21 protein-coding genes and 2 pseudogenes are annotated in these 26513 nt (G+C 68.1%); 10 read left to right on the top strand and 13 right to left on the bottom strand.

Features of this window, described 5'->3' with window-relative positions; genetic code table 11:
• Positions 1-5: 5 nt before the first annotated feature.
• On the top strand, positions 6-725 hold the full coding sequence (locus tag OG978_RS40910; RefSeq protein ID WP_326763248.1) for an IS6 family transposase: 720 nt from the start codon (positions 6-8) through the stop codon (positions 723-725).
• A 345-nt stretch (positions 726-1070) separates the two neighbouring features.
• Here OG978_RS40910 and OG978_RS40905 read toward each other — a convergent pair whose 3' ends face one another.
• Positions 1071-4094, bottom strand: a complete 3024-nt coding sequence (locus OG978_RS40905; protein WP_326763247.1) for an NACHT domain-containing protein — start codon at positions 4092-4094, stop codon at positions 1071-1073.
• 14 nt (positions 4095-4108) lie between these two features.
• Here OG978_RS40905 and OG978_RS40900 point away from each other — a divergent pair, with 14 nt between their 5' ends.
• The 3 genes and pseudogenes from OG978_RS40900 to OG978_RS40890 all read left to right on the top strand — a co-directional run bounded on the left by OG978_RS40900 (position 4109) and on the right by OG978_RS40890 (position 5404).
• Positions 4109-4318 carry a hypothetical protein gene (locus OG978_RS40900; RefSeq protein ID WP_326763246.1) on the top strand — a complete coding sequence of 70 codons (210 nt, stop codon included), beginning with the start codon at positions 4109-4111 and terminating at the stop codon, positions 4316-4318.
• Positions 4319-4414: 96 nt separating this feature from the next.
• Positions 4415-4678 (top strand): annotated as a pseudogene (locus OG978_RS40895) (helix-turn-helix domain-containing protein); the annotation flags it as partial.
• Positions 4679-4855: 177 nt separating this feature from the next.
• Entirely contained in the window at positions 4856-5404 is a 549-nt protein-coding gene (locus tag OG978_RS40890; RefSeq protein ID WP_326763245.1) for a hypothetical protein, read from the top strand.
• Positions 5405-5569: 165 nt separating this feature from the next.
• On the opposite strand, the gene OG978_RS48575 is transcribed toward OG978_RS40890, so the two are convergent.
• The 5 genes and pseudogenes from OG978_RS48575 to OG978_RS40870 all read right to left on the bottom strand — a co-directional run bounded on the left by OG978_RS48575 (position 5570) and on the right by OG978_RS40870 (position 11528).
• Positions 5570-5926, bottom strand: a complete 357-nt coding sequence (locus OG978_RS48575) for a helix-turn-helix domain-containing protein (RefSeq protein WP_442817627.1) — start codon at positions 5924-5926, stop codon at positions 5570-5572.
• Between the two features lie 266 nt (positions 5927-6192).
• Complete coding sequence (locus OG978_RS40885; protein WP_326763244.1) at positions 6193-6981, bottom strand: hypothetical protein; 789 nt, start codon at positions 6979-6981, stop codon at positions 6193-6195.
• Positions 6982-7145: 164 nt separating this feature from the next.
• A pseudogene (locus tag OG978_RS40880) lies at positions 7146-7949 on the bottom strand (TniB family NTP-binding protein); the annotation flags it as partial.
• 391 nt (positions 7950-8340) lie between these two features.
• Entirely contained in the window at positions 8341-10701 is a 2361-nt protein-coding gene (locus OG978_RS40875; protein ID WP_326763243.1) for a hypothetical protein, read from the bottom strand.
• Positions 10698-11528 (bottom strand): hypothetical protein, encoded by an 831-nt coding sequence (locus OG978_RS40870; RefSeq protein WP_326763242.1) that lies wholly within the window; start codon positions 11526-11528, stop codon positions 10698-10700. Before OG978_RS40870 ends, OG978_RS40875 begins: the two co-directional genes overlap by 4 nt.
• A 129-nt stretch (positions 11529-11657) precedes the next feature.
• On the opposite strand from OG978_RS40870, the gene OG978_RS40865 reads away from it, so the two are divergent.
• Positions 11658-11927, top strand: a complete 270-nt coding sequence (locus OG978_RS40865) for a hypothetical protein (protein WP_326763241.1) — start codon at positions 11658-11660, stop codon at positions 11925-11927.
• Positions 11928-11973: 46 nt separating this feature from the next.
• On the opposite strand, the gene OG978_RS40860 is transcribed toward OG978_RS40865, so the two are convergent.
• Positions 11974-12513, bottom strand: coding sequence for a hypothetical protein (locus OG978_RS40860; RefSeq protein WP_326763240.1), 540 nt, complete (start codon positions 12511-12513; stop codon positions 11974-11976).
• Between the two features lie 230 nt (positions 12514-12743).
• On the opposite strand from OG978_RS40860, the gene OG978_RS40855 reads away from it, so the two are divergent.
• Positions 12744-13640, top strand: a complete 897-nt coding sequence (locus OG978_RS40855) for a trypsin-like peptidase domain-containing protein (protein WP_442817626.1) — start codon at positions 12744-12746, stop codon at positions 13638-13640.
• Positions 13641-13893: 253 nt separating this feature from the next.
• On the opposite strand, the gene OG978_RS40850 is transcribed toward OG978_RS40855, so the two are convergent.
• The 4 genes from OG978_RS40850 to OG978_RS40835 form a co-directional block, all read right to left on the bottom strand.
• On the bottom strand, positions 13894-15822 hold the full coding sequence (locus OG978_RS40850) for an integrase (protein ID WP_326763239.1): 1929 nt from the start codon (positions 15820-15822) through the stop codon (positions 13894-13896).
• 45 nt (positions 15823-15867) lie between these two features.
• Positions 15868-16278: a hypothetical protein gene (locus tag OG978_RS40845; protein WP_326763238.1), complete on the bottom strand. Its 411-nt coding sequence runs from the start codon at positions 16276-16278 to the stop codon at positions 15868-15870.
• Complete coding sequence (locus OG978_RS40840; RefSeq protein ID WP_326763237.1) at positions 16275-17009, bottom strand: hypothetical protein; 735 nt, start codon at positions 17007-17009, stop codon at positions 16275-16277. The genes OG978_RS40845 and OG978_RS40840 overlap by 4 nt, the downstream gene beginning before the upstream one ends.
• 169 nt (positions 17010-17178) lie before the next feature.
• Positions 17179-18168: a hypothetical protein gene (locus tag OG978_RS40835; protein ID WP_326763236.1), complete on the bottom strand. Its 990-nt coding sequence runs from the start codon at positions 18166-18168 to the stop codon at positions 17179-17181.
• Between the two features lie 326 nt (positions 18169-18494).
• On the opposite strand from OG978_RS40835, the gene OG978_RS40830 reads away from it, so the two are divergent.
• The gene (locus tag OG978_RS40830; RefSeq protein ID WP_326763235.1) at positions 18495-20915 is read left to right on the top strand and encodes a DEAD/DEAH box helicase; all 2421 of its coding nucleotides are present in this window, start codon (positions 18495-18497) and stop codon (positions 20913-20915) included.
• A gap of 320 nt (positions 20916-21235) precedes the next feature.
• Here the strand turns inward: OG978_RS40830 and OG978_RS40825 are convergent, their stop codons facing one another.
• A complete protein-coding gene (locus OG978_RS40825; RefSeq protein WP_326763234.1) occupies positions 21236-22012 on the bottom strand; it encodes a hypothetical protein in 777 nt (258 codons plus the stop codon).
• 6 nt (positions 22013-22018) lie between these two features.
• Positions 22019-22345 carry a hypothetical protein gene (locus tag OG978_RS40820; RefSeq protein ID WP_326763233.1) on the bottom strand — a complete coding sequence of 109 codons (327 nt, stop codon included), beginning with the start codon at positions 22343-22345 and terminating at the stop codon, positions 22019-22021.
• A gap of 909 nt (positions 22346-23254) precedes the next feature.
• Here OG978_RS40820 and OG978_RS40815 point away from each other — a divergent pair.
• From OG978_RS40815 to OG978_RS40805, 3 genes are read left to right on the top strand one after another with little or no spacing between them, the layout of a single operon-like run.
• The gene (locus OG978_RS40815) at positions 23255-23674 is read left to right on the top strand and encodes a hypothetical protein (RefSeq protein WP_326763232.1); all 420 of its coding nucleotides are present in this window, start codon (positions 23255-23257) and stop codon (positions 23672-23674) included.
• Between the two features lie 53 nt (positions 23675-23727).
• Positions 23728-25203 carry a DEAD/DEAH box helicase family protein gene (locus tag OG978_RS40810; RefSeq protein ID WP_326763231.1) on the top strand — a complete coding sequence of 492 codons (1476 nt, stop codon included), beginning with the start codon at positions 23728-23730 and terminating at the stop codon, positions 25201-25203.
• Positions 25204-25259: 56 nt separating this feature from the next.
• Positions 25260-26213 (top strand): helicase associated domain-containing protein, encoded by a 954-nt coding sequence (locus tag OG978_RS40805; protein ID WP_326769877.1) that lies wholly within the window; start codon positions 25260-25262, stop codon positions 26211-26213.
• The last annotated feature ends 300 nt before the right edge of the window (positions 26214-26513 follow it).

Raw genomic sequence — 26513 nt, 5'->3', positions numbered from 1 at the left:
CGTCCGTGGACAGCGCGCCGCCGTCGTACAGGGGGCACCGGTACCCGGTGGAGATCATTGCGCACTGCGTGTGGCTGTGCTTCCGTTTCCTGCTGTCGTTCCGCGAGGTCGAGGAGCTGATGCTCGAGCGCGGCGTGATCGTCTCCCACGAGACGGTCCGCCGCTGGTGTACGAAGTTCGGGCAGGCCTACGCCAACGGCCTGGGCCGCCGGCGTGTGCAGCCGGGCGACAAGTGGCACCTGGACGAGGTCTTCCTCAGGATCAACGGTGAGCTGAAGTACCTGTGGCGGGCCGTCGACGCCGATGGCAACGTGCTCGACATTTTGGTCCAGAACCGGCGGGACACCGCTGCGGCCAGGCGGTTCTTCCGCAAACTGCTCAAGAAGACCTGCTCGGTGCCGAGGGTGGTTGTCACCGACAAGCTGCGCTCCTACGGCGCGGCCCACCGCGAGGTCATGCCCTCCGTCGAGCATCGCTCCCACAAGGGTCTGAACAACCGGGCCGAGAACAGTCATCAGCCGACGAGGCAGCGCGAACGCGCGATGAAGGGCTTCCGCAGTACCGGCGGGGCCCAGCGGTTCCTGTCCGCGTTCAGCGGCATCTCACCGCACTTCCGACCACGCCGCCACCTGATGACCGCCACCGAATACCACACCGAGACGACCACCCGCTTCGCCATCTGGGACGAGATCACCGGCGCCACCGACCAGCCCATCGCAGCGTAAGCCAAGCCCCCCCACCCGACCCCTACACACCCTGACACGCCCTCAATCGATCAACACCGCACCAACGTGACAACGCCGGCGTCAATACCCGAACCAAGAAGATCATGCGGCAGATGCGCGGCCGAGCAGGATTCGACCTCCTCCGTCACCGCATCCTCCTGCAATAAGGAGAACGCACCGTCACCACCGACGAACAGAGCCGCTCGTTTGACAGACCCCTACCAAGCACGAAACTCGCGCGCCCTCTCACGAGGCCAGGGCAGGCTCGTCACCGCTGGCCGACTATCTGCTCAGCCTCTATCTGCACGACATCGGCGTGGTCCTGGACGAGGCTGTGCGAACACCTCAACTGCTTGCTGTCCGCGGTCGCGGGTACAGCCTGACTGCGTCTGGGGCGAATTTTCCGAGACCGACGACATTGCTTGCGTAGCTGATGGAGATCTGGATTCCCTCGATATGGCTCAGTGGAGTGATGTCAATCATGGAAGTTCGTGCCGAGCGACAGTTAATGAAGAAGCTTTCGAGATTTGGGAAGAGGTCCGGGACTAGATCCAGCTGTATTTCTGAATTTGGGAGAAGGCGGAGATAGGTGATGCTGGGCATTGGGGCGGCGTGGTTGAGGTCGTATTCTGAAATGCACAGCTCAGTCAGGCGGGGGAGCGTGGAAAGTTCTTGCCACTCTCCGCTGCTGGGTGCGGCGTTAATTACTAACTCCTGCAGTTGCTGCCACCTGGAGATGCCGGCCAAGCGTGTGCCGACCCAGCCGCCAAGCTCTAGCCGCGTCAGACCTTTGGGTGCTGGCAGTTCCGCCAGGGTTTCCCAGGGCAGACGCGTGTAGAGGGTAAGATTGGTTATTTTGGGCAGGGAATCCAATGCGTCAAAGGAGAATTCGTCCGGTAAGTGAAGGAGGCTCAAATTGAGCAACGGAAGTCCTGCAAGTTCTTCTATCTCTGTGATTTGGGTGCATTCGGAGATGGTTAGTTCCTTTAGGGCTGGCAATCCGCGAGCGAAATTTAAGTCTTGGAGTAATTGGCCGGAGTAGATCCGCAGAGTTTCGGTGTGTTCAGGTGAGAGGTGTTCGACGATCTCGCCTGCGGTGAACTTCCCTCGGAAGGCGACGTTGGTGATGGGTTTCAGGAGTCGCAGCGCGTTCAGCTGATCAGCGGTGTGTACTTCCAGAAACAGACGTTCCTGATCCGGAAGGGGGAGCAGTAAGTCGCGGGCGTATTGATCAGCCTCGAAGTGCTCCCAGCGCCGGAATAGCGCGGAGGGCGTTGCGTCAGAAGGCATGGACTGTACGAAGCGGTAGAGGAAGGCGTAGGCCTGGTCGCCGCCGATGGCGGCTGCAGTTTCGATGACGGGACCCACTTCATCGTCTTCCAGGCCTTGGGGCCCCGGCAGCAGCTCCAAGACGCCCGGCCCCAGCGCGGCAAGCGCCTCCGCCTCCTCCGCGGAGCGGGGAGGCATCAGGACACGCGCACGCTGTTCGACCAGTCTGCGAGTGTCGGGCTCGATTTCGGTCGCGTAGTACAGGCTGGCTGCCGCCAGGAGGTGGAGCCTGGGACGGTGCTGGTTCTCAGCATCACCGCGTTCGACGAGGCGCCGTAGCAGATCGGCGCTTTCGACTGGCCTGGCGTGGGTGGCAGCCATGCGTACGACGTCCTCCCACTGGTCATCGTGGGCGTTGTTGACCAGGAGTGGGAAGTCGTGGGCTTCGATGGCGGCCTTGGCCCCGAGGTAGTCCTGGAAAGTGCGGTGCACGAAGTCGATGGTGTCCATGGTGGGCTGGCGCAGGAGCCCGCTGCGTCCAACCAGGTGAGTCAGAACCTGGTCGGCAGTGCCTTGCTCGGCCACGGCCTGCATGGCCGGCAGCGCGTCACTGACTAGGGCCAGCGCGGTTGCCCGGCCCATCTCTGTCTGGCGGTTGCGGATGAGCCAGTAGGCCAGACGCTGAAGAAGCTGGACGTTCTGGTGCTCGGTGAGCTGAATGCCCTCTGGGACGTCGATGCTGCGCTCAAGGTCACGGCGCACGAGGAGCATCGACAGTGCTGCCTCGTAGAGCTCCATACGACTATGAGGCAGATGACCGCGGCGGTCCCGGTGCAGCGCACAGATAAGCGCACACATCAGGGGAGTGCTGGACAACTGTGCCAGGTCACGCTGAGCACGTACCGTCACCAGGAGCACTGCTTCGAGATCACGCAGCTGCGAGCGTTCGGTGTCGGTCGCCGCACTGTGCCGGGCAGCGGTATGCCACCGACCGACGAACATGCCCGTGTCAGCGGCACTCATGGGCCGTACGGACAATTCGGTGAAGCGCGACGAAGCCAGCCAACCTTCGGGAACCGCTGACGGCCGGGTGGTGACCACAAAGTATGCGTCCTTGTAGGCCGCCAAGAGCTGTTCAAGCCAGTCCCGTGTGGCAGCCCGATCCTCCTGGGGGACTTCGTCGATGCCGTCGACCAGGACCAGGGCCTCACCTCTGGCGAGCACGCCATCGGCCCATCCCTCAGGCTGGGAGCTGGCCAGAGGTGTTCCGACCGCAGAGAGGAACTCATGTGGCTCCGGAAGGGGCCCACGCCGCACCAGTGTGCGCAGCGGCAGGACGAACGGAATCTTCCCCCGCCAGTCCGCCAGTTCATCCGGCAGCTCATCGCGCGCTGTGGCGACAGCCAACCACTGCAGCAGCGTTGTCTTTCCGCTGCCGGCGAGCCCTCGCAGAAGTACCCGTCGACAGCTGGCCAACGCGTTCTCTGCACGCTTCACCACAACGGATGGCCGGTCCGCCTCCTCGCTACTCGAAGGCCAACTCTCTGGCTGCTCCGCCAGTTCCAAGCTCAAGTACGCCGCGTCCAGCGGCCAGTGTGCACGTTCTGGCCGGCTCAGGTCCAGCCCTACGACAGTCAGCCGGGAATGCCGCTCCGCGACGTAGCTGAGGTACCGCTCCTCGAACGAAGGCTGCACCGTCGGCCGCACCGACCTACGAAGCACTCTTCTCGGAGAGCCCTCCCCCACCTGCGGCATGCACGCGGCGGCGCGGCGTAAGGCCAGCAACGGGACTACCTCCGTACCCAGCGCCTTAGCCAAGATCACCAGCGTGGCCTCGGATGGCACCTTATGACCGCTCAGCGCTTGGCTGACCGTTGTTCGCCCTAGCCCTGTCCGCTGCTGCAGCCCAGCCATCTGCAGGCCTCGCTGTGTCTTAAGGGTGCGCAGCCGCAGCGCGAGCTCCGCCAACGGATCCTCGTGCACCTCCTCCATGTCCTGCTTCTCCTCTCTTGGGCGACCGTCTTCATTCATCTTTGTTCGGCCTGAACCCCTGTGAACACCAAAACCGCGAAGTTCATCGAAGTCGCCGTCGTCAACCACCTCGGGAAGAAGGCATGAACACCTCCACCAACCACCTGATGCTCCTGGTCCTCCTCCTCTCGGTCGTCGCGCTTTTCTGCACGCTCGTCGGAGCCGCAGCCGGCCTGCTCGCTCGCATCGACGGAGCCACCTACGCCACCGCCCTGTTGCGTGGTGCCGTGGCCTTCGCAGGCAGCGCCACCCTGTCCCTGGCGCTGCTGACCTTCGTCCTCACGGCGTTGTGAACCGAGTGCCAGGTTGACCGCCCACTTTGCATCTTGCGTCCGTTTCACAGGCCGCTCGTTCTCCTCGGCTGGTGTGATCTTGATGGTGTTTTCCAGGATCCGGTCCGTAAGGGCCGCCCGTGGTCTCTTCCCCTGGAGGACCGGGTGCTGCTCGTGGCGGCCCACTGCCGCACGAACTTGACGTTGCGTCAACTTGCTTCGCCTTTCGGCGTTCCGAAGTCCGCAGCCGACCGCATCAGCGACGACCTCGGCCCGTCACTCGCGCTGCATCCCCGCAAGCGGTTCGCGAAGGACACCGTGCTCATCGTGGACGGCACCCTGGTGCCCACCCGCGACCACGCGATCGCCGAGCAGTCCAAGACTCCTTGGTGAGGATCCGGTCGAGCGCCTCCACCGCCAGGGGCCGCAGATCCGCCGAGAGCGCGGGCAGGGGCTCCTTCGGGGCGTACGAGGTGGTCACCGGGTCACCCCCGGGCGCTGCGCCGCGAGCAGCGCACTGACAACGGCCTGTCGGTGCCGTGTGCTTGGATCGCCGCCATGACGAAGGACGACGACATCCAGCAGGCCCCGGAGGGCTCCGCCGAGCTGTGGATCGGGGCGGTGCCCTCCCTCGGGCCCGGTGGGCGTGATGTGCTTCTGGGGCTCGGTTCGCACGCCGACGAGCCCGGAGCCCGGCTGGCGCGGCTTCTTCTCGACCGGGGGCACGAGGGTGAGGAGGGCGTTTTCTATCTGCTGCCGGAGGATCTGGCCGCCCGCTACGAGCGGACCGGTGACCGGCTCGCGGTGACGCTCCTCGCCCGCCGGGACGTCCTCGCTCACAGCCTCCGGGCGCGCCCGGAGGAGGGGCGCGTACTGTCCGGAGCACTGCCCTCCGATCCGCTCGACGCCGACCGGGTCGTCCTGCTCCGCCGCGAGCTGACCACCGGCTTCGTCCCCGTCGAGCAGGGCGGGGAGTTCCAGCCGGTCCTCCTCGTCGACCACACCGCCGGTCCGGATGCCGGGCCCGAGGAGCTGATCGCCTTGTTCGAGGAGGGCGAGGCGGGCATCGCCGTACTCAACGCGGAACTGCTGCCGGACCGGGCCTGACGTTCCAGTGCAGGACGGTTCGGTCGGGGCCGAAATGTCCCGTCGGTAGCGTGCCGAACGCAGCCCGCCGGCGGCGAACCGGCCCCGCCGGGAGCGGTCACCGGAGGATGTCGTGGCGGTCCCGGCGGAAAGTCGCACCGGACCGTCGACGGGCCCACGACGGCTTCAATGATCGAAGACATTGGCCAGCCGTCCTTCGATAGGAGCCCTGCCTCGGGAAACGGCACGGTCGGTGAGAAGGCATAGCTGTGCCGGGGTGAGTCCGGCAAGGTCGCGGAAGTCGCGGTTCATGTGTGCCTGGTCGTAGTAGCCACACACAGCCGCCCGGTCAGCCAGCGACCTGCAGGCACCAGTCGGTAAGGTGAGCGCCCGTTGAAACCGCAGTATTCGGCTGGCGGTTCGCGACGGCAGTCCGATCTGCTCGCGGAGCAGCACCTGGAGCCGCCGACTGCCGCGGCCCGTGGCAGCGGCCAATTCTTTGGCGGATACCTGTCCGTGGCCGGCGCGCAGCCGACTCCACACCTCGGCAACTGTGACGGAGCAGTGATGTTCAGGGGGTTGGGCTGCTTTGGTCTGGTGTTCCGTCTTTGGAGTGGGACTCGGGACGGCTGAAGTGGCTGTGTTCGGGTGTGATGGGTGTGGCCTGGGATCGCGTTCGGTTTGGTTGTTCGGGCGTTTGGCCTGCGGTCCGGTGGCTGTGTGGGAATGATCTTGGGTTTCCCGTTGATGTAGTGGTGCGTCTATAGGCGGCTGCGTTCTATCCGGGCTTCAAAGCGCGGTTTGGCTGGTCAGTGGTGTGTGTGGGTGAGGAAGATACGGAGGGGGTCGTTCGCGCTGGGGGTCAGGTGGGTGAGGTTCAACCGGTGAGCGATGAGGCCGAGGGCGTCGTTGGTGGTGCGGTGTGGCCGGTTCGGCAGGGTGGCGAGTGCGCGGGTGAGGGCGACGGTTTCCGGGTAGATCACCAGGTCGCGCGCGAGGAGTGCGGGGGAGGCGCTGCCCGTGGTGGCCAGGTGGGGGTTGCCCGCGCAGAGTCGGGTCAGGCGGGTGTGCCAGCGGTGGGTGAGATGTTGCTGGTGGTCGTACCAGCGGGTGGTGATGGCGCGTGCCGCGGTCCAGGCGGTAGCGGCGCCGGGATGTCGTAGCAGGCGCTGGTGGGCGTGGCGCGCGGCCGCGAGTTGGGGCACGGCCCACGTGTGGATGGGGGAGGCAAGCCGTGGGTCGGGGGCGGCTTGGTGGTGACGCGGGCACACCAGCCGGTGCGGCGGTGGGTGAACCCAGGCGGTGTCGGTGGTGCCGTGGCTGCGGTGGTGGGTGCACAGGGTGCAGGCGCGGACGGGCTGCTGTGCGGCGTTGAGCCGCTTCCAGCGTGCGGCGGCCTCGGCGCTGGGGGCGGTGTCGTTGAGGGCGGGGCGGGGCAAGGCACGCAGGAGGTTGGGGAGTGGGACCCGGGCGAGGGCAGCGAGGTGCCGGGCCGCGTTGTGGTTGAGGTGGAGTTCGGCTGCCGGCAGTGTGCCGTGGCCGTGGAGGGCGATACCAGCCCCGTCGAGGAGCTGGGGCAGAGTCAGCTGATAGGACATAGCGATACGTTGGGCGTACGAGGCGGTCGCTTCGCCGGGCAGCGGCCGTACTCGGAACACGCCCGGCGCGGCTGCCGGGACCTGCAGCCATGCCCTTGCGGTGACGGCGCTGCACTGTGGGGCGCCGGCCTCTGCTACGGCACGGTCCGTAACGTCTGTCCGGCTCACAGGGTGCTGGCGCTGCGGCTTCGGGGCCGGGTGTGGGGTCGGTAGTGCTGTTCGGCGAGGTGGTCCAGGCGGATGGCTTCGAGGCTGGTTCTGGTGATGCGTTCGGTGCCGTCGAGTAGGGCAGCGATGGCGGCCTGGCGGATGAGGCGGGCGAGGCTGCTGATACGGCCGGCGGTGCGTTCGTGCAGGTACGGGGCCAGTTGGGGGAGAGTTCCGGGCCGGTGGTGGCGCAGGTCGAGCGCGCCTTCCATGGCGGTAATGAGGTCGCGGAAGGGTTCGCTCTCACCGAGGCGGGCGGGAAAGGCGGCGCAGTCGATGAGGGAAGCGCGTCCGGCGAGCTGCGCACCGCGCACCCCGGTGAACAGAGGTGTGGTGGTGACGTCGATTCCGGCGTAGACGAAGGTGGCGCCGATGCGTTCGGTGAGGTCTTTGATCAGGTCGGCGCTCTGGGCGCCGGTGGTGGTGCGGGGGTTGAGCCGGTGGACCTCGTCGATCATCACCAGCTGGACGCCGGCAGCGGTGTAGGTGTGGCAGACCGCGTTGGTGATCTGGACCTGGGACATGCCGGCGGCGACGGGGATGCCGAGGTAGCGGGCGAACTCGGTGGCCAGGGTCTTGGCGCTGGCGGCGGGCGGGACCAGGACGTAGGCGACAGGCACCTGCCCGGCTGTGGCTGTGGGGCCGTGGCGTCGGGTGTGGGCGAGGTGGCAGGCACGACCGACCTGGAGCAGCGCGGTGGTCTTCCCGGCGCCGGCGGGGCCGGTGACGATCAGGGACGGCCGTGCGGTGACTGCCTGGTGTGAGTTCTCATTTTTGTTGTAGCGGAGGTATGCCTCTGACCTGGGGTGTTGCAGGCGGATGAGACATGTCGTGGTCCTGTTCTGTCACGTCGTAAGGGTGTTTGACCTGTACTGCTGCAAGTTGAGTGAGAAGCCTGCAGATATGTTGAGAAATCTGATGCACGACCACCCCTTTCCTCTGCTCGCTTGCACGTGCCGGTGCGGCTGGGTTGGTTCGAGGCGGATGATGCACGCCCGCCGCCCACCCGGTTCCGGCTTCGCTGTGGAGCCGCGGGTGTGCGTCCTCGTGATCGGCAGGGAGCGGTGTCTGGCAGGGGTCTTGCTGGAGGGCGTGACGGAAGCCACGGGAACGCTGCGGACGCGGGGCCCGGGGCGGCGTTCTGGCCGTCTGTCAGTGGTCGATGTCGTCGAAAAGACTGCGCTGTTCTGGGATCGGTTGGCTGTTCTGTGGGGTCTCTCGTCGGTAGGGAAGAGGATCGGGAGCCCAGTCGCGGTGTGCTTCGTCCGGATCCTCGCGGATCTGTTGGTAGATGTCTTGTGCGCGGTCGAACTCACCGGCGGTGTCATCGTCCAGCCGTCGCTCGAAGGCTTGGCTGTACCAGAACAGCGCGTCGTCGACGGGGTCGTTGTCTGGGTCGCCGTTGAACTCCGAGGCCCAGTCGTATACCCGTTGTTCGAGGCGGGGAACGAGTTCACGGCATACGTGCTCGAACAGGTTCTCGCGTTCCTCTTCCGTGAGGAGGACGTGCCAGGCATGGTGCAAGTCGTTGTCTTCAATCCACGAGGCGTCGGGTGCCATGACGGCTAGGTCCGTCATACGTGCGATCGCCTGCTGCCGGATGTCTTCGGGGAGCAAACCGGCGCGGTGGAGGCGGGCCAGTACCCGCGAGCGGATGTCGTCGTTGGCCGGCGTGCCGAAGTCCATGAGCACCGAGTGGAGATCGGGATCTTCCATGAGGTAGGCGCGTAGGAAGCCGTCGCTGCTGTCCCGCGACAAGTAGGAGAAGACGCTCTGTCGACGCTCGTACTCCTCCTGCCAATCCCTCAGAGGACTGCGGCGATGTCGGCGCAACGCGGAGATCCGTTTGGCCGTCGCCTGGTACAGAGGCGGCGGGATACGCAGGAGAGTGCCCTGGCGCTGTTCGCTGCCGGTGGGCAGGCAGTCCGTGCGGGAGAGCAGGGCCCGGTCGGTCATGCCGGTGAGGACGATGGGCAGCAAGTGGGCCTGGGTGGTCAGCCAGGTGGCGAAGCCCTCCCGGAGAGTGGGGTGGTGGAATGACCAGTACGCCTGCCCGTCAAGGGCGGTCGCCTCGGTGAGGAAGGTGCCGGTCAGCGTGGTCATGGCCCGGCTGGCGGCGCCGGGGGCGGCGCCAGCCCGATCGATGATGTCGCGCTGGGCCGGATCGAGGGCGAGGGGGCTGGGCAGCCCCTTGTCCTGACCTGTGGCGTACACGAGGGCGAGGGCTGCGTGGGCGTGTACGTCCAGTTGGTCGTAGACATCGATCAGGAGCTGCCGGGGCCGGGCCATGAAGGACGTAATGCTCTCGCGGGTCAGGGACAGCCCCGTGGTGAATGCCTGGAGTCCGAGGCGCCGTGCGGCTTCGGGGCGGAACGGCTCGGCGTCGGCTGCGGCTTCGAGGTGCGGTTTCATCCGGCTGAGCACGTCCGCCGGCTGATCGCCCGCAGCGAGATGGTTGTAGAGGATCTGCTGCCGCTCCGTGCGGGCGAGGTCGGCGACATCGACGGTGACCTGCTGTTCGTGCAGCAGGGGGTAGGCATACGGTTTCAGCAGGGGCCGGGCCTCGTTGTAGATGTAGTTGCGGGAGGTCAGCACGACCCGGGCCCCGTTCTTCACGGCGCTCATCACGTGCGGCAGGTCCCGTGCCCAGGCGTGGGTGAGGATCTCCTCATGGCGGACGGCGCCGAAGGCGTCATCGAGCCAGAAGAACTGGTCCTTCTCGTGCGGGTTCCAGCGCTGTACCAGTTCGTCGGAGGTGCGCGGCTTGATGGCCACGCAGCTCCAGTTGTCGGCGGCGCTGATGGCCAGCATCAGGGCGATGACGGATTTGCCCACGGCCGGGTCGCCGAGCAGCAGTACGAAGCCGTGGTCGCGCAGTGCGCGGGCGGCCTTGCGGTAGGCGCTGGTGACGACGAACGTGGAGACCTGTTCCGGCGCGGACTTCATCAGCACTGAGGCCTGGGTGTAGGCGCGTTCGTCGAGAATCTGTGACAGGTCACCGAGTCCATAGACACGGGGGACGAACATCCGCAGCTCTCGATGTGAGGCGATCATGTCGCTCAGCCACTGCCCGTCGAGGACCAGGGGGTGTGCCACCCCGCAGGCGCGTAGTCGCCGCTGGATCTTTTCCTCGGACAGGCCGCTGACCCGGGCGTTGGTCAGCAGCACATAGGTCGCGCATACCCCGCGCTTAACCAAGGCACGGACCTTGGCGAATTCGTCCTCGAGTTCCGACGGGGCGAGTGTGGCATCCGCCTTCTTGGTGTGCTTGCACTGCAGCGCAAAGGGGCCCGGCGGCACATCCTGCACGCCTCCGGGCTCGTCGGGCGGTTGCCAGGTGCCGTAGAAGGCGCCGTCTCTGCCCCCGTCGTTGGAGTCCGCGAACGCCTGTACGGACTGTCCCCACACCTCCCGCAGCACAGCTGCGCACAGGTCCTGAAAGGCGCGCCAGCCCAGGGTGTGCAGGGCGAAGCGAGGCGACCCGGGGGCGATGGTTTCGCTCGTCCCCGTCATACGTCGTCCTTGTGGCCGTCATCGGTTGAGCCGTCGCTGAGCGTGGTGAGCGCCTCCCACATCTCCTCGTCGTCGTAGTCCGGTTCAACCAGGTCTGGGGTCAGGATGTTGCTGTCGGGATCCAGCTCCTCGGACTGGGCAACGACCTCGACCAGGAACTTCTGCGCGGCCTTCATGAGACCGGGGTCCCGTGTCCACAGCCCGAACTCCAGGCTGCGGCGGGAGCTTTCCGTGCCGTTGGCACTTCCCAGCCACAGCCGGCTGGGCCGGAAGCCGATGACATCGGCCACCCCGCCCAACCCGTCTTCGTCGTGCCGCCACAGCTCACCCAGCAGCAACATTTTGGTGTGCAGGATCGGAACGAGATGATCACCGGCCTTGCGGTAACCGAGGCTGCGTAGCGCAGGCAGCTGGATGTCCGGTGACGCAGAGCCGGGACCGAGTACAGGCGCCGCGCCGTCCTCATGGAGGCTCAGTCCCTCCAGATTGGGCAGCGCCCGAGCGGGGAAGCCGGCCGCGCCCTTCACCGCGTTGGCCACCTTGCGCAGTCTCTCCAGGGACCGTGGGCCCCTTGACTGTTTACTGACCACCACGCATGCGGACGGGAACCCGGCTATCCGGCGCAGCAGTTCAGTGTCGTCCACCCACAAGAACGCCCCGAGCATCCCGGCCCCAAGGCTGCGTGAGCGCCGCTGTTGCTCCAACTCGTTCCGGAACGTGTCGATCCCGTCGACGAGGCCGGCCAGCACATTCGTCCCGAACCGGGCGGGACCACCTTCCGCTGCGACCGCCTGCACGTTGAACTGGTGAGAAAACGACAGACTCACGACCCCTCCTATAACAGGAGCATTATGGCGTGCCGTCACAGACGGGTCGTACGGTCACCCCCACCCTCCCGTCGAGGCGCCCGGCCAGGCGGCAGCATGCCGTCGTCGCAGCTGCAGGGACAGACGTGAATGGCCACGGGAGGCACCCTGCTCGTCGACGAGGCCAGCGGCGTGATCTTCGTCGGCGAGGCGACCAGCCCGCCCCCGGACTCTCCGCTGACCGAGGCCTACTTCCAGCACGGTGTCAGCGTCCACCTCGCCGCCGGACGGAAGACACCGGCAGCATCAGCCACTTCCTGGGCATGTGGCACACGCACCCGCACTCCCCGGCACAGCCCAGCGCCACCGGCCGCGCCGGTGCTGCGATGTCACGCCGATGAACCTCGCCACGCCTGCTGAACAGGACCTGCGTGCGGGGCTGTCGCCACGGATGGCGCCGACGCCGTCAGCCGAGAGGCAGGTCGAGGTAGCGGGCGGCGTCGTGCAGGACATCGCGGGTGAGGGTTTCGGTGCGGTCGAGGATGGAGAGTTGGGCGGCCATACCGATCAGCGGGGTGAGGTGTTCCATGAGTCCGTCGGTGATGCGGTAGAGCTCTTCCTCGTGGTCCAGGAGGCTGCCGAGTTTGTGGTGCCGTAGCCGCAGCAGGCTGTCGAGGGTGGCCAGGGTGCCGGCCCATTCGTCGGGGTGTTCCGTGCAGCGAGGCGGGAGCCGGTTGACCCAGAGTGTGGGGACTGAGCGTGGCCGGATGGGGGCGGTAGCCTCGGTGAGGCGTCTGAGGGCGGGGAAGCGGGCGGCGCGGGCCTCACGCAGGATGTCGCTGGAGCCGATGCCGCTCCAGAAGACGGTCAGGCCCAGTTCGTCGGCGAGGTAGTCGAACGTCGGCTGCAGGTCCTCGGGCCGCAGCCGGTCGATTCCGTCGATCAGGCAGACCTCCGTACGGGCATGGCGCATCACGTGGACCGCAGGCCCGGTGAAGTCCTTCATGCGCTGTACGGGCCGTTGCTCGGTGTCCGGGCGGTACAGATCCCAGCCGAGGAAGACGGCCAGGGCCGCGGACCAGTCGGCGGATGTGCCGGGTTCGGGCGGGGCGTTGACGCAGACGACGGGGATGCGGCTGTCGTCGATGCCGTGGCCGCCGTCCCCACCATCTGGCAGGGGCTGCTCGCCGAGGTCACCGCCAACCCGCGCGACCTCGCAAGAAGTACGGCGCCGAGGTGGTCGGCCGGGCGCAGGGATACGACGTCGCCGTTCTGAAGCTGAAGAACCCGCCGTCGGGGCTCGCTCCGCTGGCCCTCGGCAATTCGGACGAGGTCGCGGTCGGCGATTCCACGATTGCCATCGGCGCCCCGTTCGGCCTGTCCAACACGGTCACCACGGGCATCATCAGCGCGAAGAACCGCCCGGTCGCCTCCGGTGACGGCTCCGGCGGCAGCAACTCGTACATGAGCGCCCTGCAGACCGACGCCTCGATCAACCCGGGCAACTCCGGCGGCCCGTTGCTCGATGCGCGCGGTGCGGTCATCGGCATCAACTCGGCCATCCAGTCGACCGGCAGCAGCGTCGGCCAGACCCAGGCGGGCTCCATCGGCCTCGGCTTCGCGATTCCGATCAACCAGGCGACGAACGTCGCCCAGCAGTTGATCAAGACCGGCAAGCCGGTCTACCCGGTGATCGGAGCCACGGTCAGCATGGACGAGAAGACCGGCGGCGCGGTCATCTCCGACCAGGGGGCGGACGGTACGGCAGCCGTGTCGAAGGACGGCCCCGCGGACCGGGCCGGCCTCAGGGCGGGCGATGTCATCACGAAGTTCAACGACACCGTGATCGACAGCGGCCCGACCCTGATCGGCGAGATCTGGACCCACAAGCCCGGCGACCGGGTGACGCTGACCTACCAGCGCGACGGCCGGACGGCAACGGCCGAGGTCACCCTCGGGGACCCCGGTCCCGAGTACGCGGCGAACCGGCACAATGTCGGCTTCATGGTGGCCGATTCTCGCGGCGTCCCTGGTGGGCCAGCCCGATGTGGTGCAGCAGGGTGCGTTTGCCAGTACCGCGGCAGTCGCTGTCGATGGCGACGTGCTGGCAGGGGTGGCGGCGTTCGCCGTTGAGGCGCAGCATCCGCCGTGCGGTCTTCATGCCTGTGGCGATGTCGGTGGTTTCGACGAGGCTGAGCTGGGCGTGGTAACGCACCCGGGGGTCGTCCTCGTCGACGGGCACGGGGCCGTCGACCGGCGGGATCGGGGAGGGGCGGCTGGTGCCGTACGCGGGCGCGCCAGCCGTGCAGAGTGGTCGGTGACCCAGGAGACAGGGCCGGCGCCGACGCGGGCGGCGGGACACTTTGAGCGTCACGTACGGGGGGTTTCACCGGTCATCTCCCTGTCGCCCGTTGCCCGGTGGGGGAGGGCCGGTGCTGCTGTCACCTTGGGTGGTGTCTGGGGTGGGCCTGCAGTTGTTGTCGCCCACGGGCCCGGGATCGGTGGGGCCGGGCGGGTGGAGGCCGGGCAGGGAGGCCAGGAAGTCGTCCAGGCTCAGGCCCGCGCCACGGACGGGCTCGGGCGTGTCGAACAGCTCTCCGGAGGGACGGTCGAGGGAGCGGAAGGGGCGGACGGAGTCCGGGTCCAGGGGCGGCAGGCCGTCGGCGTAGGGCTTGGTGGTGGGCGTCGGCCGCGCGGGGCGGGGCACCGCGGCAGCCGCGCGGGGACCCGGCCTGGCCGCGGTAGGCGAGGGCCCGGCGGCCGCGGTGCGCAGCAGCTGAGCGGTGGCCCGGGTGACGGCGGCCTCGTCACGGCGGCTGCCGCCGGCGGCGAGGTGGATACGCAGGGCCTGGTCCCAGGTTTCCTCGGTCCACCGGTCCTTGAGCAGTCGGCGGTGGATGAAGGGCACCTCGACCCACGGGTCGGTGCCCGGCTCGGCCCGGTGGTTGAACAGCCAGGCGACTTCCGGGTGGTCGGGGGAGTAGTGGACCTCCCAGCGCCCCTGCTGCGCTGCGATGCCGGAGGGCCCACGGAAGAGGTCCAGCTTTCCCCGGTCGAGGTTGTAGGTGCGGTTGTTGATCTGGAAGCCCTTGCGGCTGACCCGGACCCACACCGTCGGCAGCAGCTTGCGGTTCTCCTGCGCGGTCAGCGTGGTGGACCGGTAGCCGCGCAGGGACACCAGGGCTGCGTACATCTGGTTGGGAGTCAGGCACAGCCCAGGAGTGAACGGACTACGAAGTGCTGCGTGAGGGGTCTGCTGCCAGCGGAGAACCACCCACTGCTCGAACAGTTCCTGGAGCTGGGGGATTGTCCACAGAGGCTGCTTGCGGACGCGTTTGCCACGCAGGTCCAGACGGTGATGGGTGTAGGAGGCCAGGTACTGGCTGAAGCCGGTTTTCACCGCCAGCATGGCGCGCTCCACGATGGCCTTGTCGACGGCGGTGCGCAGCCGTGCCTCGCGTACTTCGATGCCCATGCAGTGGCAGGCGCGGGTGAAGTCCGCGGAGATGAACGGCGAGCCGTGGTCGATGACGAGTGTTTCGGGTTTGATGACGGGCCTGGCGGCGGCGCCGGCGAAGCGGGGGTCGGCCGCCAGGAGGTCCTCGAAGGGGAGGTCGGATCCTTCCATGAAGGTTTCCGGTGCCCAGCCCGGGCGCGCGGGTAGCGGGGCCGTGGTCTGGGCGACGACCTGCATGGTGTCGAACGAGCGGGTGGCCCGCCCGGCGGTCCACCGTCCCGTCCCGCCTGTGCGGCCGGTGCGCTTGGGCACGAGCAGAGAGCCCACGATGCTGCGGGTGGCCACGTCGATGGCGATGGTGAGCTCCACAGAGATGCCCCGTCCGTCGTCGCCGAGGACGAGGACGTCCAGTCCGGTGGTGTCGATCTGCACCAGTTCCCCGGGCCAGCGGGCCCAGGTCGCCCGCCGGGCGACCGGCCGCTCTGCGGATGTGGCAGGTCCGGCCGCGTGGCGGGCCGCCGCGTCGTGCGCGTTCTGCGCGGTGATCCCGAGGCGCTCCAGTAGCCGGTAGAACGTCGCCGGACTGATCACCAGGCCCCGGGCGGTCTTCGGATCGGCCAGCAGCTGCGCGTAGCGGGTCCGGACCGTCTGCTGCACCCGGTCGATCAGCCGGGACAGGGTTCCCGGAGACAGGCCCTTGTCGCGTTCGTCGTCCAGGATCTCCCACACGAGGTCGACCACCCGCGCATCGACGCGCCCGTGCGGGGCCGTACTGCGCAGGCTGCGTTTGTCGACCAGGCCCATCAGGCCTTCTTTGCGCCAGGCCGCGCACTTCCGTTCGACAGTGGCCGCGGACACCGGTGTTCCTGCCTGCGACAACTGGCCGGCCTTGGCCTGGTAGCGCTAACGCAGGGTGCGCCGCTGCGGGTCGAAGGCCGGTCGGGGCTCGGTGGTGGCGGGAACGTTCGGGGCCTGCTGGTGCAGTACTTCCTTGACATGCCGCTCCCACGCGAGGGCGGCCTTGCGTACATCCTTCGGCAGCGCACGGAACTCGCCGAGGCGGCCGGGCAGCGAACTGCGCGGCGCCGCCCGGTTCAGCACGGCGAAGTCGGAGGCCGAGGTCACGGCCGTCTGCAGGATGATCAGCGGCTCCACAGGCTCTGCCGACTCTGCGGCGTCGAGGAAGAGACGCGGTCCGTGGAAGGCGGTCACGACCCAGGCCACGCCGCGGAAGCGGATAGTGTCCCCCACAGCCAGGGTGTCAGCAGCGGCGAGCGCCCCCGCACCTGCGGTGTGCCGCGAAGCCGAGGTCACACGGCCTCCCCTGAGCGGGCCCATGCCGTCGACGACGGGGTGAGCGGGACACCCATGTCGGTATGCAGCCGCTGCGCCCAGATCAGGTGATAGGCAAGGTCCACCCCCGCGTACGGGGGCAGGGCGGCGGCTCGTAGCCCAGAGCGGATGGTTCGAGGCGAGGTGAACTGCTGTGCCAGCAACTGGTCCTGCCCTGCCGTGAGCCATCGTGGGCTGCGGGCGGCGTAGAGAAGCTGGAGGTTGTCCAGTTCCACCCCGGTGGGAGGTTCCATCACCCGGATCTGCCAGCCTGCTGCTGCCGCAGCCACCGCCAGCACCGCCTGCTCGGATTGCCACCGGTCGGTGAACTGCTCCGGCTGCACGCAGATCACCTCGCGCCAGCCCGCCCGTAAGGCGACGAACGCTGGCCGCAGGCGGTGGCGGCGCCCCTGCTGGCTCCAGCGCAGCTCCATCGGCCCCGCGCTGCGCAGCCCGACCGCCAAGTCGCGGTCCAGGACCATGCCGCAGCGCTGCTGCCGCAGCGAGCCGCAGGCCAGCAACTGGTCGGTGGCCGAGGCCCACGCGTTGGTGACGAACGACTGCCGTCCCGGGTAGGGCACGGGCCGCTCCAGCGGTGCCAGTTCCTCGAACGGCACCTCGCCGGCCTCTGACACCGGGCACTCGCGCTGTCGTCCGAACCGGTCGAGGTAGCAGACGGTGATGTCGCATGCGCTGACCGGGGCCCCTGGCATGTCCGCCGCCCCCTTGGCTGTTGTCGTGGGCCGCACCGTGCGTGCCCCTGCTCCAGCATCCACGTACGGATGGGGCATGCGCAGCCGCACCCGGCTCCACCCCACGATCGAGGGAACAGGGCAGATACGTGTGCGAAACCAGACGGGGCGTGCCGCTGTGGGCGGGAGCTCATACGACGGTGAACGAGTCACTCCAGTCCCAGGGCAGGCAGCAGAGGTTCTCCAGCGGCGCCCGGTGCTCGTCGTCGCGGTGGATCAGCGCTGTGACCGGCCTCCGGCCACGGCGGCGCCCGCCGCACTCGTCATCCCTGGTGGCCGGCGCGCACCGCTGATGCCGGGCGAGCCACTCCGCCACCGGGACCTGCCACCTGCCCGGCGGCAGTTCGAGCGCATCCGCCAGCTGGGACAGCTCGGCCACCAGACGGGACTCGGCCGCAGCCCAGGGCCCGCCGGGCAGAGCGGCGCGTTGCTGCTCGTAGCGCAGCAGCGCCCGGGCTACCTGCAGCACCTCCGGATACACCAACAGCCATGCCGTCTCGACGACTTCGGGCTGCAGTCCCGCCCGCCCGGCCCGCCCGGTCCACCGCCGGGTGAGAGGGGCGCGGCGCCACCACCACCCAGTAAGGGCGAAGGCGTCCGAGACCAGGAACCCTCCGGCCGGCCCGAACCGCCGCTCAAGCCGGCCCCGCCGACGGTGGGCGTCGACCGACTCCGGCAGCGGCGCCAGATCCACTCCCGCCCCATTCCTCTGACGCACGTGCGTGAACCGGCCGTGCCGCTCGCAGATCCGCCACCGCTCCGGCCAGACGAGCCACACCCCACCAAGGCCGGCGCCCCGTGCCGCCGTACACAGTCCGCAAGCCGGCACGAGATAGTGCGCCAGCGGCTGCCACGGCCACTCCCACCGCGCCTGCCCACCCGGCAGAAGATGTGCCTCGCGCAGATGCGGCAGGGCCCACCGAAGCCGCGCGGACGGCACCCCGAGCATCTCCGCGAGCCGGTCTGCCGCCGCACCGCTGAGGAACACCTCGGCCAGATATGGCTGAAGGGCCTCCTGGCCCGGCGGCCCGTCGCCGAGTTCGGCGAGCAGGAAGCCGACCTCCACCCCCTGTGCCCCGGCCACCCGCCACAAGAACGAACAGTTCGACTCGTTGGCCACGAAGCGGACCGGCCGCCGCGGCAGACTTCTGCTCCACACCGTATTCCCCAACCCCTTTGCCCAGGCGGCCCGGCAACCGTCCAATCACGATGCTTGCCGCCCGCCGTACATCGCGCCTCCCGCACCGGCTGTCCTGCCCAGGACGCCACGCCCGCAATGAACCGGATCTCCACCGCACTCCGCTCCCTACCACGGTGAGGACCCAGAGGGCCCGGGGCGTTCACCCCAACGGGTGAGACAGGCCGGGGTGAGTGCCCTGCGCCGCGGGCTCGTCCGCATCCTGCCCCTTAGAAACCCGTCACCTGCCCTTGCGCCGGAGCCGTCTTGTGCTGCACGACCAGCCCGCCAAACGCCTGCCCAGCGAACTGTGGACACGCCAGCGCGCCGCGGCCGACTGCGTCCTCAACGCCTTCGCTATGGGATACGAACGCCAGCAGGTGATCATGCCGTGCGGCACCGGAAAGACCCACCTCGCCGTCCACATCGCCCACGAGCTCACCTCCGACAGCCGCAGCCTGACCGTGATGCCGACCCTGGAACTGCTCAACCAGACCGCCCGCGTCTGGCACACCTCCGGCCGGCCGGGCCACTTCCTGGGCCTGTGCTCCGACACACAGACCAGTGAGCCCATCCTGAGCGGCGTGCTCACCATGACCAGCGACCCCGCCCGGCTGGCTGCCGTCGTACGCGGTGCAGACGGTCCCGTCAGTGCCTTCGCCACCTACGCCTCGCTGCCCAAGCTCGTCGAAGCTCACCAGCGCCATCTGCTGCCGCGCTGGGACATCGCGGTCGTGGACGAAGCCCACCGTACCGCCGGCGCCCGCGGCAAACCGTGGGCCGTCATCCACGACAACGACGCCATCCCCGCCCGCCACCGCCTCTACCTCACCGCCACGCCCCGCATCTGGGACGTCAACCGAGACATCGTCACCGAACCGATCGCCTCCATGGACGACGTCTCCCTCTACGGACCTGTCGCCTACCGCTACTCGCTGGCCGAGGCCATCCATGAGGGACGCCTGGCCGACTACCGCATCGCCGCCCCCGAGATCCACGACCCGCACCTGCGCACCCTCTTGACCGCCGGCAAGGGGGCCAGCCGCACGCCCCAGACCGATGCCATGCGGGTAGCGGCGGCCCAGCTGGCCCTGCTCAGAGCGCGCGAGGAACACAGCATCCGCCGCACGGTCGTCTTCAGCCGCAGCATCGCGCAAAGCGATGCCTTCGCCGAAACCCTGCCCGAGACCGCCGCAGCCATCCCCGGCGGCCACGCCCACGGCCTATGGGTCGCCAGCATCCATTCCCGTAACAGCCGTTCAGAGCGGCGAGAGCACCTGACCCGGTTTGCCCAGCCTCCGCAAGACCAGCACGCCAGCACTCTCGCGGAGCTGAGCGTGCTGTGCAACGTCCGCCTATGTGTCGAAGGTGTCGACTTCCCGCTGGCCGACTCCGTGCTCTTCGCCGACCCCAAACAGTCCACCATCGACATCGTCCAGGCGATCGGCCGCGCTCTGCGCATCGGCCCTGGTATGAACAAGATCTCCACACTGGTCATCCCGGTGCTCTTCGGCCCCGGGCAGCGCCCCGAGGCAGCAACGTTCGGGACCCCGTACCACCTCCTGCACCAGGTCATGATCGCGCTCAAGGCGTACGACGAGCACTACTTCCACCGCCTGCCGATCAACGGCGCCCGGCTGCTACCGCCCGCACCGGCCCTCGCCATTCACCCGGCACGCGCAACGGAGATCGCCCCGCACCTGATGCTGCGGATCATGGAGCCCGAACCCGATGTCTGGGAGAACGGGATGGCCTGCGCGCAGGCATTCTTCGACACCCACGGCCATCTGAACGTGCCCAGCAACCACATCACCGATGACGGGTTCCACCTCGGCTGCTGGCTGGGGTACCAGCGCGCTCTCAAGGCCGCCGGACACCTCTCCGCAGCCCGAGTCGCCGCCCTGGTCACCTGCACCATGCCCTGGGCCCACACCGAAGACAGCACCGAAAACCTCCTCCCCGTTGCCCAGGACTACGCCCGTGCCCACGGCCATCTGCTCCCGGAACCGGATGAGACCTATCAGGGTCGACCACTGGGCGCCTGGCTTGCCGAGCAGCGCCGCCTGGCCGCCGACAGCACCCTGCCCGCCCCCTACGCCCGCGCCCTGAAGGACATCGACCGCTGGTGGAACCCCGCCTGGCACGCGGCGTGGCAGCGCATGTACACGCGTGCCCGCGAGGCCGACACGGACCTGTCTCTCTACCCGGGCCCGCTCCCCGCCGACGCGGACGACCTCACTCGCTGGCTAGACGAGCAGATCGATGCCTTCCCTACTCTCGCCAAAGCACAGCAGACACTCCTGGCCGCTCTGCCGCTGCAGCGCGGCCCCCTCACCCTTGCCCTGTGCCGTCCCCTCGGCAGCCAGAGCGCCACGCACGCCCACGGACTGCGCGCCGCCCGGCGCTTCTTCCGCCGCTACCAGCATCTGCGCGTCCCCGTTGACTACACCGACACCCACGGCAGTTCCTGCTTCCCGCTGGGTCAGTGGATCACCGACTTGCGCGACTTGGCCGGCGCGGCCCGCCTCAGCCGTGAAGAGACCGAATCCGTTGAGGCGCTCGGCATGGAATGGCTTCCTGGACTCCGGTGCGACGATGCCCCAGCCGCCCTGCCCAGGCCCCGCATTCCGTCGGCGGGGCAACATCGGAACCGACGCACCCACGGCGGAGCCGCCGGACGAGCACACTGATCCCATACACCCGGCCCGGTCCTGTGGATCGCCGGCAGTGACCAGCCGGCCAGCTTCTCTTCCGGCGCGGTGTGTTCGAGCAGTCGCAGCACCCGCCCGTGTGCAGCGCCCTCGACGACCTCGAACGTCTCGGTCCACCGCGGATCGATCTCGGGTTCCTCGTAGGCGATCATCAGATGCTCACTGGCACGAGAGGGGAACCACGGTGTCCGGGTTAGCTCACCATGCCCGCTGACCAGCGCCTCGATCTTCCCGGGTGTCCCTCGCCCGCCGCTCGTGCTGGGGTGACCGATCCCTCGATCACCCCAGCCTCATCGAGGTCAGGCGGCGATGTCCAGTTCCTCGAATCCATTGACGAAGCGGCGGCCGACGAGCTCCACCAGAACGTCGGGTCTGTCGGCGATCGCTCCAGGATGCAGGCGTGCCATCAGGCTGGGGCTGCGCAGAAGGCCACGGACCCACTGATCGAAGACTGACTCGAAGCGGGTGTGCGGCCTACCGAGCACCTTCTGCTCGAGCACCCCGGCTCCCCAGCCCACAACCCTGACCCAGGCCTTGATCCAGGGATGCAGTTCGGCCTCCTGCACACCGATGCCGTGCAGGAACGCCAGGTACGTGCGCACATCCCGGGGCACGTTGCGGGCTTTGACGATGAGGTGGGCCGTGCTGCGGGGAAGGGCCAGGCCCGCACGGTCCACCATTTCGTCCAGCGTCGGTCGTGCCGCCGCGTTGTACGCATCGCGCATCGCCTGCCCCAGTTCGGCCCGGGTGCACGCGAGGCCAGGCTTCGGCAGAACCGTGGAGCGCCTCGCCTCGCGCCTCGCCTCGGCCGCGGCCTTCTCGGCCCCGGCGAGAAGCTTCAGGGCGTGGCCGAGATCGCCGTCAGTGACCTCGACGAGCTCGATGACCACGACCTGCTTGGGAGGACGCGAGCCGCCCTTCACGGCCCGCTTCAGTGCCGACTCCGACGAGGTGGGGGTGATGCCGGCCAGGTCACGGAAGGTCATCCCGGACTGGCTGCGCAGGTCCCGGAGGTACTTGGCCAGCATGCCCACCTCCGGAACCGTGTAGTCGATCGGGTTCTCAGGTCGCGCCATGCCGCCTCAGCTCCCCGACCCGTTGTTCAGGACCGCGGTGACGATCCGGCGCAGGAAGTTCCCGCTTCGCCGCCGGTCACTGACACCTGCGGCGAGGAGAACAGCGACACCGATGGAACCGGCACCGCCGAGAAGTAGAAGGACGTCGTAGACGGTGTTCACGGGCATGTGCGCGGCCAGGCAGAGGACAACTGCCGCGGTCACAAAGGCGACCAGCACGATCGCCTGGGCCATCCCGAAACGGGAAGGCGTGATCACTGCGGGCGCGGACTGCGTCCGGCCGGACAGTACGACGGACGACATGGCCGCCTCGTCGGTACGCGGGGGCTTCACCGGGTGGGCTCCTCATGAGCTCGCGTACGGCGGCGGCGTACCGCCGCCGTACTTGCTGATGTCGGCTCACTGGGCCTTCGGTCCGAAGGCGTTGGCGACACCCCACGCGGACTTCAGGCTCAGCCGGATCGAGCCCCACCGGGAGTTGGCGCTCCCGCCTGCGCAGGACTCGATTCCACGCCCTACTCTGACAGGCGCAACGCCACCCACGCGGGCCCCAACTACATTGGTCCACCGCGTATCCAAGCCCGAGTTGACTCCTGTCCGGCCACTGGCCAGCAGGAATCCGGGGCGAGTCGACGTTGGGTCAGCTCCCGTCTCAGTTCAAGGCGTGCAAGGAGTCACCCAGACCTTCATGCTCGGGGTTGTTCGCAGGATCCTTACAGGACCAGGACCCTGCGTTTCACCGCATGAGTTTTGTCGGCTCACTGGTGAAGAAGACTGGCTAGTCATGCTTGGCGGCAGACTGGCCACTAGATAAATCAGGACTGGTGTGCCCTTTTCCTCTGGCAGGGACGAGGGCAACCGTCCGAAGCAGGCCGGCCAGAGGCCGAGCTGCAGGCCTGATGGCTCAGGCAGCGGCTGGCTCTGGTCCGACCTGCTGGAGCACCGGGAAAGCGTCCATGGACGACACCCTCTGATCCGAGAAGGCGCCTCCTCCCTTACGGGACGGAGGCGCCTGTCGTGGACGAAGACGCGACGGCTGACACCCTCTTCTGCCCCTCGGCCACATGTACACCGCCCGCGAACCAGCGCAGCGCCGAGAGGCAGCGGACACCGCCGTCGCCCTTGTCGCCGGACTTGAGCGCTACCGGACGGACTCTCTACCAGTTACCTGCCCCCCTGCCAGACCGCGCCCAGCGCCAAGAAACGATGTGCCAGGATCACCGTGTAAGGAGGTGCGGCCTGGTGAGTTCGCTGCAGGTAGACGTGCTGGCATACGAGGCGCCGTGCGAGCGGTGCTCCTTCTCCCTGTGGTGGGTGTTCGGGCTGCTGCCGTCATACAGCCCGCGCGGCGAGGAGTTCACCACCACGGACTTCCCCGAGGCCGTCGCCATGGCACGCCGCATCCTGGCGGCACCGGACGGCGACACGGCAGACATCGCGGCGCAACTGCACGACCGCCCCGCCTGGCAGCGGGGCCGCAGCTTCAACCCCAACCGGTGCAGTGCCTGCGGGCATCACGCCGACTGGCACGTCCTCGACACGCTCCTCAACCGCGTCTACCACCAAAAGGGCTGGATCTATGCCGCGGCCGGCCGGGTCCCCGTCCCTGAATGGCGTGCGATCAGAGGCCGCGGACAAGGAATCCACTGGCCGTACTGCTGACCACCGCCGCTCCAGCCTCAACGTCTCCTCCCGTGTCCTTGAGGAACCACTTGATGACCACCGACCCCAACTACGACGGCCCGCCCATCTCGGTTCGCCCCGAACGTCGTGTGCTGCGCCCAGATCAGCAGCAGGCGGTGGACAGCGCAGCCCGGCATCTGAAGCGCCCGGGTTCGCGTGGGCATATTGTCTCGGCGTGTGGGACGGGGAAGACCCTGACCGCGCTGCGCACTGCGGAAGCTCTCGATGTCTGGTATCTCCTGGTGGCGGTGCCGGGCCTGGATTTGATTGGTCAGTGGGCGGCCGCGGCCCGCGCGGAGGGGCGCCGTGAGCCGTTGATGGCGGTCTCTTCCTCCGATGCCCGTAAGCATCCTGTGCTGGCGGGTGCGGGGGCGGTGAGTACGGGTTCGGGGGAGTACCTGGCGTACTGGCTTGCTCAGTGCAGGAAACGGCGTGAGCGGGCGACGGTGTTCGTCACGTTCGATTCCCTCTCCAGGATCGAGGAGTCCCAGCACAGCGTCTTCGCTGCCCCTGTCTTCGACCTCCTGGTCGTGGACGAGGCGCACCGCACGGCGGGGAGCTGGGACAAGCAGTGGACGATGATCCACGACCACCAGCGTGTCCTGGCCGACCGCCGCCTCTACATGACCGCAACCCCGTACGAGTGGGAGGCTCCGCGCCTGACCGAGGCCCCCGATACACGGCCCCAGCCGAAGCGGACCGCGGCCACCGTCCCGGCCTGGGAGGCTCCCTCTCTGATCGCGTCGATGGACGATCCGAAGGTCTTCGGCCCGCGCCTGCACACCTACTCCCACGCGGACGCGATCGAGGACGGCGTCCTGGCCGACTACCAGCTCCTCGTGCCCACGATCACCAGCACCGACCTGCGCACCGTCCTCACCAACTCCGGCGACGCCCACACCGGGTTCGCGCCGAGTGCCCGTCGCACGACGGCGCTGCACCTGGCCGTCCTCAGGGCCATGACGGAGCACCACCTCAAGCATGTGATCGTGTACTTCCAGCAGGTCGCGGACGCCGCCGACTTCGCCCGCCAGTTTCCCCATACGCTGCGTGCCCTCCCTGGGAATCAACGCCCCGTATGGGCCGACGACCTTCTCGTGCAGTCGATCAACGGCACCCACACCCCCGACCAGCGCCACGCCATCCTCACCGGCTTCGCCGATGCCGACCGCGGCGTGCTGACCAATGCCCAGGTCCTGGGCGAGGGAGTGGACCTGCCGGCCGTGGACGCGGTCGTGTTCGCGGACCGTACGGCGAGCGTGCGCCGCATCGTCCAGGCGGCCTCGGCCGCGCTCTGCGTAAGCCCCCGACCATCGAGCGCAAGACGGCGAGCCTGGTCATCCCCGCCTACACCCCACCCGACGCCGACCCCACCGACCTCCTCTCCACCCCCTACGAGGCACTGTGGCTGGTCACCGCTGCGCTCCGGCATCATGACCAGTCGATTGCCGCCCGGGCCCCGCGCAAGAACGCCAAGCGCCGCCTGGACGCCAACACCCACACCCTGATCACACGCCGGTTCCGGTTCGACTTCACGCTCGACCCCGGGCATATCGCCCGGGCCATGGACCTGTTGGCCTGGCCCGCTGCTGGTGCGGTTCTGTCCGCACCCCGCCGCGCGGGACTCGCGGCCGCCGTCCGCTATCACACCGAGCACGGTCACCTGCGTGTCCCGGCCGACTACGAGGATGCCTACGGCTACCGGCTCGGCCAGTTCATCACCGGGCAACGCACCGCCTATCACCAGGGTTCTCTCGCCGAGGACTGGATTGCCGAGCTCGAAGACCTGGGCATGGTCTGGGACGACAGCGAAGCCGCCTGGCAGGGGCATATGGCCACCGTTGAGGCCTTCCACACCGAACACGGCCACCTCGCCATCCCTTCCCAGGAACCGGGCGGTCAGTTCCTCGTCGATCAGCGGTCCCTGGCCCGCAAAGGCCGTCTCGCCCCCAGCCGCGAAGCCCAGCTCACCGCCCTCGACCCGCACTGGACGCTCCCGCACGGCCCCGACTGGCACCGCAAATACCACCTGATCAAGCGCCATATCGAAGCCGGCCACGACCCGGCCACGCTGCGCCGCGACACGGTGATCGACGGCGTGAAGGCCGGCAGCTGGCTGCACCGTCAGTTCACCACCTGGCACGATCTCAACTCCGGCCAGCGCGACCTTCTCACCAGCCTCGGCCTGACCGCCGATCAAGTCCCGCTGAAGAAAACGCCGAGAACAACTGTCACATCCGGTACCAGGAAACGCCGTTCCTTCGAGCAGACAGCGCTGCTGCTGCGCGCCTTCGTAGAGCGTCACGGCCGCCCGCCAGGGGCCAGAGAATGGATCGAGGCCGACGGCGAAAGCGTCATGATCGGCCCGTGGCTGTGCAAGACCCGCACCAAACAGAAAGCAGGTCAACTACCCGAAGATCAAGGCAAGTTGATGGACGAGATCCTCCGAGAGGACCGGTCCGGAACCGCCCGCGACGTCTCCGAAGAGGGGCCCGCAGACATCTCGAAGATTCCATAGTTTTTCTGCTTCCATAAGACGGACTGATCTCTTCCCGAAACCGACCACGAGTCAGCGGAAAAGAGATGCCCCATCAAGCAGCCGAGCACACCCAGGCCCTGACGCCCGCACATGCAGCCAGCCCAGGGCCGTGCGGAGCACGGCCCGTCGCCCTGATCGCGGAGCGAACAGGGCCAGAGTCCAGCGGAGTTGGACTCAAGGGCCACGGAGTGGCCCGGATCCCCGGGACGAAGTCCCGGACCACACGGAGTGCGTGGTCGTCTTCCGTCGCGTAGCGACGGCGCGTCGTGTTCGCGGAGC

Origin of the sequence: Streptomyces sp. NBC_01591, from assembly GCF_035918155.1 — a bacterium.
GTDB lineage: Bacteria > Actinomycetota > Actinomycetes > Streptomycetales > Streptomycetaceae > Streptomyces.
This window is presented reverse-complemented; position numbering and strand designations above follow the sequence as displayed.

Coding starts and splice junctions, on each gene's coding strand:
- OG978_RS40860 (WP_326763240.1), bottom strand. CDS start 12,513: ATGAAGGACTTCACCGGGCCTGCGGTCCACGTGATGCGCCATGCCCGT.
- OG978_RS40885 (WP_326763244.1), bottom strand. CDS start 6,981: ATGTCCTATCAGCTGACTCTGCCCCAGCTCCTCGACGGGGCTGGTATC.
- OG978_RS40825 (WP_326763234.1), bottom strand. CDS start 22,012: ATGGCGCGACCTGAGAACCCGATCGACTACACGGTTCCGGAGGTGGGC.
- OG978_RS40890 (WP_326763245.1), top strand. CDS start 4,856: ATGACGAAGGACGACGACATCCAGCAGGCCCCGGAGGGCTCCGCCGAG.
- OG978_RS40865 (WP_326763241.1), top strand. CDS start 11,658: ATGGCCACGGGAGGCACCCTGCTCGTCGACGAGGCCAGCGGCGTGATC.
- OG978_RS40875 (WP_326763243.1), bottom strand. CDS start 10,701: ATGACGGGGACGAGCGAAACCATCGCCCCCGGGTCGCCTCGCTTCGCC.
- OG978_RS40810 (WP_326763231.1), top strand. CDS start 23,728: ATGACCACCGACCCCAACTACGACGGCCCGCCCATCTCGGTTCGCCCC.
- OG978_RS40900 (WP_326763246.1), top strand. CDS start 4,109: ATGAACACCTCCACCAACCACCTGATGCTCCTGGTCCTCCTCCTCTCG.
- OG978_RS40840 (WP_326763237.1), bottom strand. CDS start 17,009: ATGCCAGGGGCCCCGGTCAGCGCATGCGACATCACCGTCTGCTACCTC.
- OG978_RS40805 (WP_326769877.1), top strand. CDS start 25,260: ATGGACCTGTTGGCCTGGCCCGCTGCTGGTGCGGTTCTGTCCGCACCC.